Below are 15,702 nucleotides of genomic sequence, written 5' to 3' on the forward strand. Positions count from 1 at the left end.
CGTCGCCGGAACACTTCGCATCGTCTGGCGAAGACATCACGGCATCGCGGGACAGAATAGGTGCGACAGACATCGTGGCGCGCCCTCGCGGTTTCGACAGGTCCGGCACCGCCGCGGCGGCCGATGGATTCGGGCCCGGATTGGACTTTCTGGGGTGGCTCTACGATCCCGCAACGTATCGGATCGTTGTTTTTATCAATTCTTAAGTGAAAGACGGACCGGCCCGCACATCCGTCGACTGCTTTGCCCCACACCCTCGATTGTCCCGGCAAACCCATGGCGGAAAAGGAGTTTTCCGCCATGGTCGTCTTCCAGCGGTGCTCCGCGGCGCGGCGCGGTCGGCGGCGCCGGTCAGGTCGTCTGACCTTTGGAAAAGCGGCAGAGATAATCCAGTGCCGTCTCTTGTGTTGATCGCGACACCTTGCAGTTGACGGAGACTGGCGTAACATCCATCACCTCGGACGGGGGCCCGCACTTCTCGAGGACCGCAATGAGTTCAGTTGACCACGACGAAACGCCTCAGATGATCGGCCTGGTGTCCGACATTGTCTCGGCCTACGTGTCGAACAACAGCGTGCCGGTGGGCGAGCTGTCGAGCCTGATCCGCAGCGTCCACGAGGCGATGGCCCGGCTCGGCTCGGCCGCCCCGGCGGAGCCCGAGCGGCTGACCCCGCCGGTGCCGATCAAGAAGACCGTCACGCCCGACTACCTGATCAGCCTCGAGGACGGGCGCCGGTACCGGACGCTGAAGCGCCACCTCGCCGGCCGCGGTCTCACTCCGGAGGCCTACCGCCAGAAGTGGGGCCTGCCGCCGGACTACCCGATGGTCGCCGCTAACTACGCCGCGCAACGCTCGGAGCTCGCCAAGAGCATCGGGCTGGGCCAGAAGCCGGTGGTCCGCCGCCCACGCCCGGACCGGGCCGCCTGACGCGCGCCATCGGCCACGGGCCGGACGGCGCGGCCGCCGGCTCCGATTGTCGCCGCGCCGGCATCCGTATTAATTTCGCCACACTGTAGTGGCCTTGCACCACGGATGCTGTTCACACGTCGCCCCCGGGCTCCAGCGCCCCCCTCCGGCGCGGCCGGCCACACCGCCCGGGCGCTCCCGCCCGGGTCGATTCAGGACGCCGCGCCGCGGGGTCCGGGCTGGTTCGGTGCGCTCGCGGTCATCGTCGCCCTGGCGCTGGCGCTCGCCACCTTCCTGATCCTGGTCGGCGCCACCGCGATCGCGCCGACCCACACGGTGGTGGTGGCCTTGCTGCTCAGCAACGTCGCCCTGGTGCTGCTGCTCGTCGTGGTGATCGCCTGGGAGGCGCGGGTCTTCCTGCGCGCCCGGCAGACCAACGCCGCCGCCGCCCGGCTCCACACCCGCATCGTCGGCCTGTTCAGCCTGATCGCGACCCTGCCGACGGTGCTGCTCGCCGTGGTGGCGTCGATCACGCTCGAGCGCGGCCTGTCGCCCTGGTTCTCCGACCGGATGCGCAACGTCGTGCTGATGTCGGTCGACGTGGCCGACGCCTACCTGACCAACCAGTGCCAGAGCCTCGCCCGCGAGGCCCGCATCCTCTCCGACGACCTCACCCGGGCGCGCCCCGCCTTCGACGTCGAGCGGGCCTGGTTCGAGAGCTTCCTCACGGCGCGGGCCGCCTCGCTCGGCCTGCCGATCGCCCGGATCATGCGCTCGCCGACCGAGACCGTGGCGCGGGCCAATATCGACATCCTCAAGGACCCGCCGCTGCCCTCGGCCAGCGACTTCGAGGAAGCGTCGAAATCCGCCGACGCCACCTGCCTGCTGCCGCGGGAGGGGCGGGTCTTCGGCACGCTGATGCGGCTGCCGGCCTACGACGACGCCTTCCTGCTGGTCGAGCGCGAGGTGACGCGGCTCGCGGTCGAGTTCCCGGGCGTGTCGCGGGCCGCCGCGACCGAGTTCCTGACCATCGATGCCGGGCGGCGCAGCGTGCAGATCGCCTTCGCGACGATGTTCGCGCTGATCGCGCTCATCGCGCTGCTCTCGGCGGTGTGGTTCGGGCTCAACTTCGCCAATCGCTTCGTGGCGCCGATCCGCCGGCTGATCAACGCCGCCGACCAGGTCGCGTCGGGCAACTACTACGCCCAGGTCCCGTTCCGGAAGACGGAGGGCGACCTCCAGCACCTGGGCGAGAGCTTCAACAAGATGACCCAGGAGCTCAGCCGCCAGCGCACCACCCTGATCGAGCAGAGCGAGCAGATCGACAGCCGCCGCCGCTTCACCGAGGCGGTGCTGGCCGGGGTGCCGGCCGGCGTCATCGGCGTCGACGGGCGCGGAATCATCACCATCGCCAATCCGTCGGTGGAACGCATGCTCGGGCGCTCCGTCGCCGACCTCGTCGGCCAGCCCCTGGAGGCGGTGATGCCGGAGCTCGGCGGCCTGCCGGGGGATTCCCGCGCCCGCCCGACCCAGCAGCAGATCCAGATCGCCCGCAACGGCCGCGAGCGCACCATCGACGTGCGGACCACCAGCGAGCAGTCGCAGGACGGCGACCGGGGCTACGTCGTCACGCTGGACGACATCACCGACCTCGTCACGGCGCAGCGCACCTCGGCCTGGGCCGACGTCGCCCGCCGCATCGCCCACGAGATCAAGAACCCGCTGACCCCGATCCAGCTCTCGGCCGAGCGCATCCGGCGCAAGTACGGGAAGGTGATCACCGCCGACAAGGAGATCTTCGAGCAGTGCGTCGCCACGATCGTGCGCCAGGTCGACGACATCAAGCGGATGGTGGACGAGTTCTCGTCCTTCGCCCGGATGCCGAAGCCCGCGATCGCCCGCAACGACCTGACCGAGATCGTCAAGCAGAACCTGTTCATGATGCGGGTGGCCCATCCCGACGTGACCTTCACGCTGGAGGAGGGCGAGGCCCGGGTCAGCGCCGCCTTCGACACCAGGCTCCTGTCGCAGGCGATCACCAACATCCTCAAGAACGCCGTCGAGGCGGTGCAGGCGGTGCCGGAAGAGACCCGGGGCGAGAGCCTGGTCGCGGTCCGCCTCTACGAGGAGGGCGAGGCCGCGGTGATCGAGATCACCGATACCGGCAAGGGATTCCCGCAGGAAGGGCGCCAGCGGCTGCTCGAACCCTATATGACCACCCGCGAGGGGGGCACGGGCCTCGGATTGGCGATCGTGAGCAAGGTCTTGGAAGAGCACGGCGGCGGCATCGAGCTGAACGACAACCCGCGCGGGCGCGGCGGGCAGGTGCGGATGCGGGTCCTGCGCGAGATGCGGCGCGACGAGCCGCCGGGGGGCGGCGGGACCCCGGCCCGGCCCGCGCGGTCTCCGGAGACGTCGCCGGAGCCCGCTGCGTGACGCGGGCCCGCCCTTGCCGGGAGCGGCGCCCTTCGAATTGCCGTCTTCATCACAGCCATTTTCGATACAGCACGGGGTGCCGCGGGGCCGTCAGGACCGCCGCCCACGCCGCGGGGAGGCCCTGAGCCATGAGCGCCGACATTCTGATCGTCGATGACGAGGCCGACATCCGCGAGCTCGTCGCCGGCATCCTCGACGACGAGGGCCACCGCACCCGCACCGCCGGCTCCTCCGACGAGGCGCTCGCGGCGATCGAGGCGCGCCGCCCGCACCTCGTCTTCCTCGACATCTGGCTCCAGGGCTCGCGCCTCGACGGGCTGCAGGTACTCGACGTGATCAAGGCCCAGGCCCCGGACCTGCCGGTGGTGATGATCTCGGGCCACGGCAACATCGAGACCGCGGTCTCGGCGATCAAGGCGGGCGCCTACGACTTCATCGAGAAGCCGTTCAAGGCCGACCGGCTGATCCTGGTCGCCGAGCGGGCGCTGGAGGCCTCGCGCCTCAAGCGCGAGGTGCGCGACCTCAAGGCGCGGTCGGGCCAGGCGAGCCGCATCGTCGGCGCCTCGGTGGCGGCCAACCAGCTGCGCCAGACCGTCGAGCGCGTCGCGCCCACCAACGCCCGGGTGATGATCTCGGGCGCGCCGGGCTCGGGCAAGGAACTCTCGGCCCGCACCATCCACGCCGCCTCGTCGCGGGCGAACGGACCCTTCGTGGTGATCAACGCCGCGACGATCACCCCCGACACGATGGAGGCCGAGCTGTTCGGCGTCGAGGCGGCCGACGGCAAGCCGCGCCGGGTCGGCGCGCTGGAAGAAGCCCATGGCGGCAGCCTCTACATCGACGAGGTCGCGGACATGCCCCGCGAGACCCAGAACCGCATCCTGCGGGTCCTCGTCGACCAGAACTTCCAGCGCGTCGGCGGCACCACCCGGGTCCATGTCGACGTGCGGATCATCTCGTCGTCGTCGCGCGATCTCGCGGAGGAAATCGCCGGCGGGCGCTTCCGCGAGGACCTGTTCCATCGCCTGAGCGTGGTACCGATCCGGGTGCCCTCGCTCGCCGAGCGGCGCGAGGACGTGCCGGAGCTGATCACGTTCTTCATGGAGCAGATCTCGGGCGCCACCGGCCTGCCGCAACGGCGCATCGCCGCCGACGCCATGGCGGTGCTGCAATCGCACGACTGGCCCGGCAACGTGCGCCAGCTGCGCAACAACGTCGAGCGGCTGATGATCCTGACGCAAGGAGACCCCGAGACCGAGGTGACGACCGAGATGCTGCCGAGCGAGGTCGGCGCGCTCGTACCCACTACCCCGAGCGGCGCCGGCGGCGAGAAGCTGATGAGCCTGGCGCTCCGCGAGGCCCGCGAGATCTTCGAGCGCGAATACCTGGTGGCCCAGATCGCCCGCTTCTCCGGCAACATCTCCCGCACCGCCGAGTTCATCGGCATGGAGCGCTCGGCCCTGCACCGGAAGCTCAAGTCGCTGGGCATCGGCGCCTGACGAGGATGACGACCCGCTCGATCCCACATTTGTGAGTGCCAAGCTCGGGTCCTTCTGCTAGGGCGGCCTGTGGCCGGGGCGCGACAGGATCGCGAGCACGAGCCGGATGCGGCAGGTTCGGTGGCCGGGGACTTCCCCTGCGGCCAGTCTGCACTTGCGCCCGGACGAGCTTCACCGTGTAATGGAGCGGCCGGCTCCCGGGGCGGCGCGCCGCGCCTCCCGCATAACGACAACACGGACCGACCCGTCGACAGGACTGGCAGCGGGTTCAAAGGACAAGAAGAATGGCGGGCGAACGCGCTCAGAATCTGCAGGACACCTTCCTCAACCACGTTCGCAAGAACAAGATTCCGCTGACGATCTTTTTGGTCAACGGTGTGAAGTTGCAGGGTGTCGTGACTTGGTTCGACAACTTCTGCGTGCTGCTGCGGCGCGACGGCCACTCGCAGCTGGTCTACAAGCACGCGATCTCGACGATCATGCCCGGCCATCCGGTGCAGCTGTTCGAGCAGGGCGAGGAGGGGGCCGAGAAGGCCTAATACCCCAGGCCTGGTCTCCCAGGCCCGATCCCCTGAAGGCCTGATCCCGTTCCGAGGAAAAGGCGCGAGCGGCGCGGCCCCCGAGGGCCCCGCAAGACGTGTCCATGCCAGTGTCCAGGCCGCATCGTGCGGCCTGTTTTTTGTCAGACGGACCCTCCCTGCAAGAAGTCCGCGGATCCCGGGCCGCGGAGACGCCCTGCCGCTTGATTCTCGCGGCCCCTCATCCAACCTCTATCCGATGGACTCCCGACCGACGCGGGAGCGACCGGAGACACGATGGAACCGCGGATACAGGGCGAGATCCGCCTGCAAGGCCAGGCCGAGCCGGAGGCCGCGATCGCGGCCGAGACCCGCACGCTGGTGATCGGCCCCTACCCGACGAAGCGCGACGCCCACGGTGAGCCGCGCCCGGCTCTCGCCCGCCTCGACGAGGCGGTGGGGCTGGCCGCCGCGATCGAGCTCGACGTGGCCGACAAGCTCCTCGTCACGATCCAGCAGATCCGGCCCTCGACCTATCTCGGCAAGGGAAGGGTGGAGGAGATCGGCGGGCGCATCGAGGCCGAGGGCATCCGCCTCGTGGTGATGGATTGCGCGCTCTCGCCGGTGCAGCAGCGCAACCTGGAAAAGGCCTGGGGCGTCAAGGTCATCGACCGGACCGGCCTGATCCTGGAGATCTTCGGGCGGCGCGCCTCGACCCGCGAGGGCACGCTCCAGGTCGAGCATGCGCATCTCGCCTACCAGCGCAGCCGGCTGGTGCGGTCCTGGACCCACCTCGAGCGCCAGCGCGGCGGCTTCGGCTTCCTCGGCGGCCCGGGCGAGACCCAGATCGAGGCCGACCGGCGGATGATCCAGGAGCGGATGACCCGGATCGAGCGCGATCTGGAGACCGTCACCCGCACCCGCGGCCTGCACCGCCGCTCCCGCCGCCGGGTGCCGTACCCGATCGTGGCGCTCGTCGGCTACACCAATGCCGGCAAGTCGACCCTGTTCAACCGCCTGACCCGGGCCGAGGTGCTGGCGGAGAACATGCTGTTCGCCACCCTCGACCCGACGGCCCGCGCCATCAAGCTGCCGCACGGCGAGACCGCGATCCTGTCCGACACCGTCGGCTTCATCTCCGACCTGCCGACCATGCTGATCGCCGCCTTCCGGGCGACTTTGGAGGACGTGATCGAGGCCGACATCCTGCTCCACGTCCGCGACATCGCCCACGAGGATGCGGAGGCGCAAGGCGCCGACGTGGCGCAGGTGCTCGCCGAACTCGGCATCGAGCCCGATGCCGACCGCATCATCGAGGTCTGGAACAAGGCCGACCTCCTCGACGAGGCGGAGCGCGAGCGCCTGATGAACCTGAGCCGGCCGAACGGCGCCAAGGGCTCCGGGCCGGTCCTGCTCTCGGCGCTGACCGGCGAGGGCATCGACCGCCTGATGAGCAGGATCGAGGCCCGGATCGCGGCGGCCCGCACGAGCTTCGCGGTGATCCTGGAGCCGGCGCAAGGCGCGGAGCTGCACTGGCTCTACGAGAATGCCGAGGTGCTCGACCGCCGCGAGGATGCCGAGGGCGCGATGCATCTCGTCGTCCGGGTCGCGCCGGAGAAGGAGCCGCGGTTCCTCAACCGGTTCGGGGCGGCGCGGCGGTTGAAGGGGAGTGGGTGAGGCGCCCTTGGGCATCGCCGCACGAATACATTGATTTTGATCCGCAATAATAACGACAAGTCGAGTGCGGCGAAACCTTCGCGCCCATGCCGATCCACCGCCTCGCCATCTCCGGCTACCGCTCCTTGCGCGACATCGTGCTCGGCCTCGACCGGCTGACCGTGGTGACGGGGGCCAATGGCAGCGGCAAGTCGAGCCTCTACCGTGCCCTTCGCCTCCTCGCCGAGGTCGCGCAAGGGCGGGCGATCCCGTCCCTCGCCCGGGAGGGGGGCTTCGCCTCGGCGCTGTGGGCCGGGCCGGAGACGTTCGGGCGCCAGGTCCTGTCCGGGGCGCGGCGGGTCGAGGGCACGGTGCGGCGCCATCCGGTCGAGCTGAAGCTCGGCTTCTCCGACGACGATGTCGGCTACGCCATCGCCCTCGGCCTGCCGGCCACGAGCTTTTCGGGCACGTTCTTTTCCCAGGACCCGGAGATCAAGGCCGAGAGCGTCTGGACCGGGCCGATCGTCGGTCGGGCGAACGTCTTCGCCGAGCGGCGCGGGCCGCTGGTGCGCCTGCGCGACGGGTCCGGCAGCTGGACCGAGGCCCTGCGCGATCTGCCCGCCTTCGACAGCCTGATGACCCACGGCGCCGACCCTCGCGACGCCCTCGACGTGCTGATGCTCCGCGAGCGGATGCGGGCCTGGCGCTTCTACGACCATGTCCGCACCGACCGGGACGCGCCGGCCCGCCGGCCGCAGATCGGCACCCGCACGCCGGTGCTGGCCGCCGACGGCGCCGACGTCGCGGCGGCGATCCGGACGATCATCGAGATCGGCGACCGGGACGCCCTCGACGCCACCATCGCCGAGGCGTTCCCGGGGGCGACGGTGTCGGTGGCGGCGAGCGAGGGCCAGTTCTCGCTCGAACTCGGCCAGCACGGGCTGCTGCGCCCCTTGCGCGGGCCCGAGCTCTCGGACGGGACCCTGCGCTACATCCTGCTCGCCGCAGCCCTCCTGTCGCCGCGCCCGCCCGAGCTGATGGTGCTCAACGAACCCGAGACCAGCCTGCATGCCGACCTGCTGGCGCCGCTGGCCGCGCTGATCGCGCGGGCGGCGCAAGCCACGCAGGTCCTGGTGGTGTCGCACGCCGCCGCCCTGGTGGCGGCCCTGGAGCGGCAGGGCGCGGCCCGCATCACCCTGGACAAGCGTCTCGGCGAGACCCTGGCGCCGGACCACGACCCGCCATCCTGGACCTGGCCGAAACGATAGACGCCCGGGTCATGCCGCGGCGAAGCGGCGCCCGCGCAGATGCCCGATGAAGCGGCGCCGGACCAGGAGCAGGGCGCCGGAGACGGCGAGGCAATAGACCCCCATCCCGGTGACGATGCCGGCGAACGGCACCCCGGCATCGATGAGCAGGCCCGACAGGAACGGGCCGAGCGCCGTGCCGAGCACCATGATCGCCACGATGGTACCGCGGATCGCCCCGAGATGGCGGGTGCCGTAGACCTCCGGCCAGAGGGCGCCGAACAGGGTGAGCGAGATCCCGTCGGTGACGCCGTAGAGCAGCATGAAGGCGAAGGCGGCTGAACGAGCCGAGACCCCGCCGAGGATCAGGCAGGCGAGGCCGAACGGCACCAGGTAGAGGGGCAGCAAAGCCAGGGCGGAGAACCGGTCGACGAGGCGGCCGGCCACGAGCAGGACGACGAAGGTCGCGGCCGCATAGGGCGGGAAGGCGGCGGCGAGCAACTCCGGCGGCCAGCCCCGGCTCTCGGCCAGATGCACTTGGTGGAAGAAGATGGTGTTGCTGATGAAGGAGGGCGGCAGCATCGCCAGCAGCAACAGGTACAGGAACGGGTCGGCGAGGGCTTGCGCCCGGGTCGCCCCCTCGGCCGGGCCGGCGCGGGTCGTCTCCTCCGGCACCCGCTCGCGCGCCACGAGATGGCGGGCCAGCGGCAGGGCGACGAGGACCAGGAGCCCGGCGATGCCGAGCCAGGCGCCGCGCCAGCCGAGGACACCGGCTGCCGCGACGAAGCCGAGGGGCAGGCAGGCCTGGCCGGCATTGAGCCCGAGCGCCGCGAGCGACACCGCCCGGCCGCGCTCCGCCGAGAACCAGCGTCCGAGCAGCGTGTAGGCGGTCTGGAGCATCAGCCCCTGGCCGGCGAGGCGGAGCAGGAACAGGCTCGAGGCCAGCACGCCCAGGTTCGGCGACAGGCCGAGGCCGGCGGCGCCCATGGCCAGGAGGCTGCCTGCGAGGCTTACCACCCGCGTCGCCGGCCAGCGGTCGATGAGCCCGCCGAGACCGGCGAGCGCCAGGGCCGAGGCCAGGGTGACGCCGGCATGGAGCGCCCCGAACGCCCCGTCCGACAGCCCGAACTCCCGCCGGATCGCCCCGCTCGACAAGGCAACCACGAAGGTCTGGCCGAAGCAGCCGCAGAACAGGAGCAGGAACCCGGCCGCGAGCCAGCGCAGGTTGGCCGTGATGAAGGGGGGCATGGGGTGGGAGGTAGCGGAGGGGCGGGACCGCGGCAACGACGATCTCCCGGAAGGACGACAGACTATGCGACTCTGTCGACAGTGCAGAATCAGCGCATTCTTCTCCGCCTCTCCGTGTCATTCCGGGGCCGCGCCAGCGGAGCCCGGAATCCAGAACCGCGGGTGATCCAGAAAGAAGCGGCCAGCGTTCCGCTTAGTTCTATTCCACCTGAGTGTCTGGATTCCGGGCTCCGCTGGCGCGGCCCCGGAATGACATGGTCGGTTTCAAACATGTCGGCGGCGATCGACCGGACAGGCCGGAAACGCGGCGCGCGGCCCGGGCCATCCCCGGGCCGCGCGCCCATCTCTCACTGCGAACGACGACCGAACGAGATCGCGTAGGCCTGGACCCGGGCGTCGATCAGCGGGTCGTCCGAGACCTCGACGCCGTCCGGCAGGTTGTTGGGCATGAACAGCAGCGCCTTCTCGGCGGTCTGGCTGTCGGGCACCGCCTTGGTCAGCGTCAGGGTGCCGAGATCGACGAAGCGGCGGTCCTCCGGCCAGGGCACCGTCGCGTCCTTGGTCGAATCGCCGGGTTGGGCGATCTGCGCCTCGATCCGGAAGGCGACCGGCGCCTTGGCGAGGTGGGCCGGCATCTCCTCGACGAGGTAGTTCGGGCCCTTGGCCTTGGCCTCGTCGGCGCTCAGGATCTCCTCGCCGGCCACCGGCACGATGCGGTAGCGGAAGGGGGTGCGCTTGCCGGCGGCGTCGACCAGCACGAAGGCGTTGACGCCGTTATAGACCTGGCGGCCGAAGCTCGACGGGGTCCGGGCGCTGGCGAGCGCCTTCGGGGCGGCCGGATGCGCCGCCATGAACTGCTCGACCGGGGTCGGCTTCGGTGCGTCGGGGCCGCTCCTGGTGATCGCCACCAGGAGATCGCGGAACTCCTCGCCGGTCGCGACGGGGAAGAACTTCAGCGAGTTGGTGACGACGTCCATCTCGGAGCCGTCGGCGGGCTTGAACTTGATCGACAGGCCGTGCGGGTTGGCCTGGGGCGCGCCGTCGGGGATCTCCGGCAGGCCGGTCGCGTCGGAGAAGCGCACGGTCACCGGCACGGCGGCGCCGGAGAACACGCCCGCCTTGCTCAGGGTCCTGGCGTCCTTCGACGGGGTGAAGCTGCCCTCCACCACCACGCCCTTGGCGTGGTTCGAGCGCTTGCCAGGATGGTCGCCGAAGATCTTGGTCATCGCCGCGATGGTCTGCTCGGCGGTGGACGAGGCATCCTGAGCGAGAGCAGGCGCGGCGGCGAGGATCAGCGCGGCACCGAGCAGCGTGCGCCGGAGGGTGGCGTGGGTCATGGTCGGTCATCCCTGCACAGGGCCGAGTCGGCCCGGCGCGACATGACCCGACGATTCGATTGCGCGCAAGCGATTGCCGATCAAAAATTCGTCAGGTTCCGGACTGGCAGGTTCCGGACTGGCATGCGGATCACAGCCGCTTGTGCATGAAGGTGCAGGGCTCCCGCTCGCCCGTCGGCGAGCAGGCGTAGTCCGGCACCGTGCCGGTGACGGCGTAGCCCAGCGCGCGGTAGAGCGCCTCGCCGGCATCACCGGCCCGGGTGTCGAGGATCAGGAGCGAGCGCCCCTCGGCGGCGGCGACGGCTTCCGCTTCCCGCATCAGTGCCCGGCCGAGGCCGCGGCGGCGCGCCTCCGGATGGACCAGCACCTTGGTGATCTCGGCCCGGTGGCGGCCGTTCGGCGGCGAGGCGAGGCCGACCTGGGTGCAGCCGAGGATGCGCCCGTCGTGGCGGGCCACCAGCAGCCGGCGCGCCCCGCTCCGCAGGGCCGGTAGCCCGTCGCGCCAGAAGTCTTCCGCCTCGGACAGGGTGAAGGGGAGCACGAAGCCGATGCTGGCCCCGTCGAGGACGCAAGCCAGGAGCAGGGCGGCCAGCTCGGGCAGGGCGGCTTCCGCTTCCTCGGGGGAGAGGGTGTCGATCGTCGTCATGGTGGGTCTCACGGCCGGCAGATCGCGATGAGGTAGCGGGCCTCCGGGCCCGGGCAGGTGAAGCGGGAGGCGCCGGCGAGCTGGTAGCGCAGGCAATCCCCCGGCGAGAGGGCGTGGGTCACGCCGTCGAGGGTGAGGTCGAGCCGGCCTTCCAGCATCCAGAGGTGATGCTCCAGGCCGCCGACCGGCGGCGCGGCATAGGCAATCGTCGCCCCCTCCGGCAGGGTGCCGAGGACGAGCTCCGCCGAGAAGCCACGCGCCGGGGGCGAGACGAGGCGGCGGCGAAACCCCGTCTCGGGATCGACCCAGACGCTTTGCTCGGCGTGGCGCACGACCCGAGCCGGGTCGGCCTCGATCTCGGCGAGCAGCCGCGACATCGGCCGGCCATAGACGGTGCAGAGCCGGCCGAGCAGCGAGGCGGTCGGGCTGGTCTCGGCGCGCTCCAGCCGCGACAGGGTCGCCCGGCTGATGCCGCTCGTGGAGGCCAGCGCGTCGAGGGACAGGCCGTGCTCCTGGCGTAAGGCAGCGAGCCGGGCGGCGAGGCGCAGGTCGATGTCCGAGGCCTGGGGGTCGGGCAAGGAATCGGGCACGAGATCATCTCTCATGAATGAGAAATTCTCTCACATTCGAACGACGGTCAAGCCCGGCGGCCGTCTCTCCGTCGGGGGTCTTCCGCCCGTCGCACCGACGCTCCTCGAACCCACTTCGTCATCCCGGGGCCGCGCAGCGGAACCCGGGATCCATGAACGCCGACGGTGCGGGATGAGGCGGAACGCCGACCGCCTCGTCCGGAATCGTCAGCGGTCATGGATTCCGGGTTCCTGCCTGCGGCGGGCCCCAGGATGACGCGGAGGGCGTGATGTCCGACGGTCCGGCGTGGCCGCCTCACTTCATATATCGGGTGCGCTCAGCGCTCCCGCCACTTCACCGCCACCCAGGCCTCCTCCATCGCGGCAAGGCCGGCGTCTTTCAGGGGGCGGCCGTCCTTCGTCACCTCCGCCTCCATGGCGGAAAAGCGGCGCTGGAATTTCAGGTTGGCCCGCCGCAAAGCCTCTTCCGGATCGACGCCGGCATGGCGGGCGAGGTTGGCGACCGAGAACAGCAAATCGCCGATCTCCTCGGCCACCGCCTCCGGGCCTTCCCCGGCCAGCGCCTGCACGACCTCGTCGGTCTCCTCGCGCACCTTGGCGACGACCTCGGCGGCGTCCGGCCAGTCGAAGCCGACGGCGGCGGCCTTGCGCGAGATCTTCTCGGCCCGGGCGAGGGCGGGCAGCGCCAGGGGCACGCCGGAGAGCGTCCCCTGCGGAGCCGGGCTCCCCTTCGCCGCCTGCTGCTTCGCCGCTTGTTCTTCGGCCTTGATCGCCGCCCATTGGGCGTTCACCGCGGCCTGATCGAGACCGCGGACCTCGCCGAAGATGTGGGGGTGGCGGCGCACCATCTTGTCGGCGATGGCGGTGGCCACGTCGTCGAAGGCGAAGATGCCGGCCTCCTCGGCGATCCGGGACTGGAACACGACCTGGAACAGGAGGTCGCCGAGCTCGTCGCGCAACTCCTCCGGATCTCCGCTCTCCACCGCCTCGGCGACCTCGTAGGCCTCCTCGATCGTGTAGGGGACGATGCTGGCATGGGTCTGCGCCAGGTCCCAGGGACAGCCGCCCTCCGGGTCGCGCAAGGCGGCCATGATCCCGAGAAGCCGCGCGATCGGGGTGGTGCTCATGGTCGCTCGCCATCCGCCCGCGCCGCATCCGGCGGCGCCGTCAGCCCGCTCATAGGCGCCCCGGAGCGCCCGGGGAAGCGGGCCGAGGGGCAGGGCAGGGGCCTGATATTCCTCGATTATTCCATAAATTCCCACTCTGCAAAGATTGTATCCAATCCGCGCCGAAGGCGCGCCCCGGCGTTCTTCAAAACGAACCCTCTCTCGGGCCTATAGGTGACTTATCAGTCATGGATTCTCAGAGAGTCAGTTATGTGGATTATATGGAGGGGTTAATTCCGCTGATCCGACAGGGAGTTACGGGGTGGTCGCGCATACGGGTCTGCGTGGATCGGCATCGGACTCTGCGTGGAGGCGCATCGGACTCTGCGGGGATTCCGGGGGTTCGCGCATCGGATTCGGCGTGGCTGCGCATCGGATTCGGCGTCGGGCGCTCTCCGAGCCCTCGGAAACCGGCCGGTTTCGCGGTGGTCTCGCGTATCGAACTCTGCGCGAGCGGCGATCCTCGGATCCGGCCCCGTATCGAACTCTGCGCGGGCCCGCCCACCGCCCATCCACCGGCTTGCCCCAGGCGTGGCCACAGCCCCGTCCCGGCCGGGCCCACAGGGCCGTGCACAGGCCGCCCACCGGGTGCGGGAGTGGCTTAAGGGGAAGGGGGCAGGGGGCAGGGGAAGGGGGCACGGGGCAGCGCCACCGGGAAACCCGGCCGGCGGCTCCCGGTGGAGGTCCCTCGGGCCTCCCGGAGGGTCGGAGGGACCGCGCGGCGGGCGGGCCGCCGGAATCCGCGCGGGATAACGGGGACGAGTCGTGGGAATCTTGGGATAACCCGCCCCCACCCCCGGAATCCCGGGATCGGAATCGTGCATGAAGGTTTGGCCCATCACCGGCGGGGAGCGCCGTCCAGCGTCAGGCAAGTTTCGGCAGCATGAGCATCGAGGCCAAGATCGCGGCGATCCACGACGAGGACCTCCTGGCCGAGCTGGAAGCGGCCCGGGGCGGGTTCCTGTTCGCGGTCATCGTCGAGCACATCGCCCACCGCCAGGCCCTGCGCGACGCCGAGCGGGCGGAGACCGGCCGACAGCAGGATGCCCGCGCCGCGATGGGGCGCGACCAGCGCCGGCGCGACGCGGTCCGGATGGTGATCGAGGCCGAGCCCGTCACCCCGGACACGATCCAGCACATCCATTCCGTCCTGGCGCTCTGCGGCCTGCCCTACCGCGACCCCGGCGAGGAACGGGAGTTCTTCCGGGAATACGGCCGCAACACGCTCAGCATCCTCGCCGGCCGCCTGAAGAACCCGACGACCGGCCAGATGGAGCTGCAAGGCTTGCCCTACGGCCCGAAGGCCCGGCTGGTGCTGCTGCATCTCTGCACCGAGGCGGTGCGCCAGCGCAGCCCGACGGTGGAGGTCGCCGACAGCCTGTCGGGCTTCATGCGCGAGATGGGCTTTGCCGTCACTGGCGGCGAGCGCGGCACGATCCGGCAGTTCAAGGAGCAGCTGCATCGCCTGGCCGCCTGCACGATGCAGATCGGCCTGTGGGACGGGCAGTCGCGCTCCTCGACCATCACCATGCCGCCCTTCCGCCAGCTCGACCTCTGGCGCTCGAGCGGCCAGGACGGCATCGCCTGGTCGAAGACGGTGCAGTTCCACCAGGACTTCTACGACAACCTGATCCAGCACGCCCTGCCGGTCGACATCCGCGCCGCCCGCGCCTTCTCGGGCTCGGCGCGCAAGCTCGATCTCCTGTTCTGGATCGGCTACCGCCTGCGCAGCCTCCAGCGGCCGCTGCGCCTGAGCTGGGACCTCGTCCACAAGCAGTTCGGCGCCGACAACGCCTCCCTGCGGAGCTTCCGCCAGGCGTTCAAGGCCGACTTGGCCCACGTCAAGGAAGTCTTCCCGAAGCTGCCGATCAGCCTCGACGAGGCCGGCCTGCAGCTGCTGCCGACCGATCCCGGCTCCCTCCTGGTGCCGCCGAAGCCCGCCCGCCGCAAGGCCGCGGCCGCGCGGGCCGGGGCCGCCTGAGGGGAGGGGGCAGACGGGACGCGACATCGTCCGGGGAGTCGGCCGGCCTCTTCGTGCCGGTCAACGGGCGCAGACGCCGAGAGCCTGTTTGAGCGCCTGACTTAGTGCACCTCACAAAACTCCCGTTGCACCGATGCTGCCACAGCGAGCGACGACGGCGATCGGGAGTTTTGTGAGAGACACTTAATTGACACCCTCCTCGTCATTCCGGGGCTCGACGGCGTCGAGAACCCGGGATCCATAACCGCCGACGCATCAGGATAGGACAGCCAGCATTCCACTCCATCCGTGTCGTCGGCGATCGTGCATTCCACGTTCCTCTGCACGGTCCCGTGATGGCGACGAAGATGGGCTCTGTCGCGAGACGTCGTATTCCAATCTGAATAGATGGAATGTTTCGCATTCATTCGTAAAGCGCCGCTGCCGTGTGAGCGTTCGATTCGTCTCGCGCCGTGCCCTGTCCCGCCCAGC

General features: G+C 70.3%; 12 protein-coding genes. 7 read left to right on the forward strand and 5 right to left on the reverse strand.

Annotated elements, in window-relative coordinates; translation table 11 throughout:
* Nucleotides 1-490: 490 nt before the first annotated feature.
* The 6 genes from HBB12_RS06930 (at nt 491) to HBB12_RS06955 (ending at nt 8,284) form a co-directional block, all read left to right on the forward strand.
* Complete coding sequence (locus HBB12_RS06930) at nt 491-928, forward strand: Ros/MucR family transcriptional regulator (RefSeq protein ID WP_236988665.1); 438 nt, start codon at nt 491-493, stop codon at nt 926-928.
* 105 nt (nt 929-1,033) lie between these two features.
* The gene (locus HBB12_RS06935) at nt 1,034-3,343 is read left to right on the forward strand and encodes a sensor histidine kinase NtrY-like (RefSeq protein ID WP_236988666.1); all 2,310 of its coding nucleotides are present in this window, start codon (nt 1,034-1,036) and stop codon (nt 3,341-3,343) included.
* A gap of 128 nt (nt 3,344-3,471) precedes the next feature.
* Nucleotides 3,472-4,842 (forward strand): nitrogen assimilation response regulator NtrX, encoded by a 1,371-nt coding sequence (gene ntrX / locus HBB12_RS06940; RefSeq protein WP_236988667.1) that lies wholly within the window; start codon nt 3,472-3,474, stop codon nt 4,840-4,842.
* Nucleotides 4,843-5,126: 284 nt separating this feature from the next.
* The gene (hfq, locus tag HBB12_RS06945; RefSeq protein WP_048429571.1) at nt 5,127-5,381 is read left to right on the forward strand and encodes an RNA chaperone Hfq; all 255 of its coding nucleotides are present in this window, start codon (nt 5,127-5,129) and stop codon (nt 5,379-5,381) included.
* Between the two features lie 276 nt (nt 5,382-5,657).
* On the forward strand, nt 5,658-7,037 hold the full coding sequence (hflX, locus tag HBB12_RS06950) for a GTPase HflX (RefSeq protein ID WP_236988668.1): 1,380 nt from the start codon (nt 5,658-5,660) through the stop codon (nt 7,035-7,037).
* A gap of 86 nt (nt 7,038-7,123) precedes the next feature.
* Nucleotides 7,124-8,284 carry an AAA family ATPase gene (locus tag HBB12_RS06955; protein ID WP_236988669.1) on the forward strand — a complete coding sequence of 387 codons (1,161 nt, stop codon included), beginning with the start codon at nt 7,124-7,126 and terminating at the stop codon, nt 8,282-8,284.
* A 9-nt stretch (nt 8,285-8,293) separates the two neighbouring features.
* Here the strand turns inward: HBB12_RS06955 and HBB12_RS06960 are convergent, their stop codons facing one another.
* The 5 genes from HBB12_RS06960 to mazG form a co-directional block, all read right to left on the reverse strand.
* Nucleotides 8,294-9,511, reverse strand: a complete 1,218-nt coding sequence (locus HBB12_RS06960) for an MFS transporter (RefSeq protein ID WP_236988670.1) — start codon at nt 9,509-9,511, stop codon at nt 8,294-8,296.
* Nucleotides 9,512-9,858: 347 nt separating this feature from the next.
* A complete protein-coding gene (locus tag HBB12_RS06965; RefSeq protein ID WP_236988671.1) occupies nt 9,859-10,848 on the reverse strand; it encodes a catalase family peroxidase in 990 nt (329 codons plus the stop codon).
* Nucleotides 10,849-10,978: 130 nt separating this feature from the next.
* The gene (locus HBB12_RS06970; protein ID WP_236988672.1) at nt 10,979-11,494 is read right to left on the reverse strand and encodes a GNAT family N-acetyltransferase; all 516 of its coding nucleotides are present in this window, start codon (nt 11,492-11,494) and stop codon (nt 10,979-10,981) included.
* Between the two features lie 8 nt (nt 11,495-11,502).
* Entirely contained in the window at nt 11,503-12,099 is a 597-nt protein-coding gene (locus HBB12_RS06975; RefSeq protein ID WP_236988673.1) for a helix-turn-helix domain-containing protein, read from the reverse strand.
* Nucleotides 12,100-12,401: 302 nt separating this feature from the next.
* Nucleotides 12,402-13,211, reverse strand: a complete 810-nt coding sequence (gene mazG / locus HBB12_RS06980; RefSeq protein ID WP_236988674.1) for a nucleoside triphosphate pyrophosphohydrolase — start codon at nt 13,209-13,211, stop codon at nt 12,402-12,404.
* A 922-nt stretch (nt 13,212-14,133) separates the two neighbouring features.
* Here mazG and HBB12_RS06985 point away from each other — a divergent pair.
* A complete protein-coding gene (locus HBB12_RS06985) occupies nt 14,134-15,231 on the forward strand; it encodes a replication protein RepA (protein WP_236988675.1) in 1,098 nt (365 codons plus the stop codon).
* Nucleotides 15,232-15,702 lie beyond the last annotated feature (471 nt).

It is taken from the genome of Methylobacterium sp. SyP6R, assembly GCF_019216885.1.
Classification (GTDB): domain Bacteria; phylum Pseudomonadota; class Alphaproteobacteria; order Rhizobiales; family Beijerinckiaceae; genus Methylobacterium.

Excerpts from the sequence above, each read along its gene's own strand:
- HBB12_RS06930 (WP_236988665.1), top strand. The coding sequence starts at position 491 with ATGAGTTCAGTTGACCACGACGAAACGCCTCAGATGATCGGCCTGGTG.
- HBB12_RS06935 (WP_236988666.1), top strand. The coding sequence starts at position 1,034 with ATGCTGTTCACACGTCGCCCCCGGGCTCCAGCGCCCCCCTCCGGCGCG.
- ntrX (WP_236988667.1), top strand. The coding sequence starts at position 3,472 with ATGAGCGCCGACATTCTGATCGTCGATGACGAGGCCGACATCCGCGAG.
- hfq (WP_048429571.1), top strand. The coding sequence starts at position 5,127 with ATGGCGGGCGAACGCGCTCAGAATCTGCAGGACACCTTCCTCAACCAC.
- hflX (WP_236988668.1), top strand. The coding sequence starts at position 5,658 with ATGGAACCGCGGATACAGGGCGAGATCCGCCTGCAAGGCCAGGCCGAG.
- HBB12_RS06955 (WP_236988669.1), top strand. The coding sequence starts at position 7,124 with ATGCCGATCCACCGCCTCGCCATCTCCGGCTACCGCTCCTTGCGCGAC.
- HBB12_RS06960 (WP_236988670.1), bottom strand. The coding sequence starts at position 9,511 with ATGCCCCCCTTCATCACGGCCAACCTGCGCTGGCTCGCGGCCGGGTTC.
- HBB12_RS06965 (WP_236988671.1), bottom strand. The coding sequence starts at position 10,848 with ATGACCCACGCCACCCTCCGGCGCACGCTGCTCGGTGCCGCGCTGATC.
- HBB12_RS06970 (WP_236988672.1), bottom strand. The coding sequence starts at position 11,494 with ATGACGACGATCGACACCCTCTCCCCCGAGGAAGCGGAAGCCGCCCTG.
- HBB12_RS06975 (WP_236988673.1), bottom strand. The coding sequence starts at position 12,099 with ATGAGAGATGATCTCGTGCCCGATTCCTTGCCCGACCCCCAGGCCTCG.
- mazG (WP_236988674.1), bottom strand. The coding sequence starts at position 13,211 with ATGAGCACCACCCCGATCGCGCGGCTTCTCGGGATCATGGCCGCCTTG.
- HBB12_RS06985 (WP_236988675.1), top strand. The coding sequence starts at position 14,134 with ATGAGCATCGAGGCCAAGATCGCGGCGATCCACGACGAGGACCTCCTG.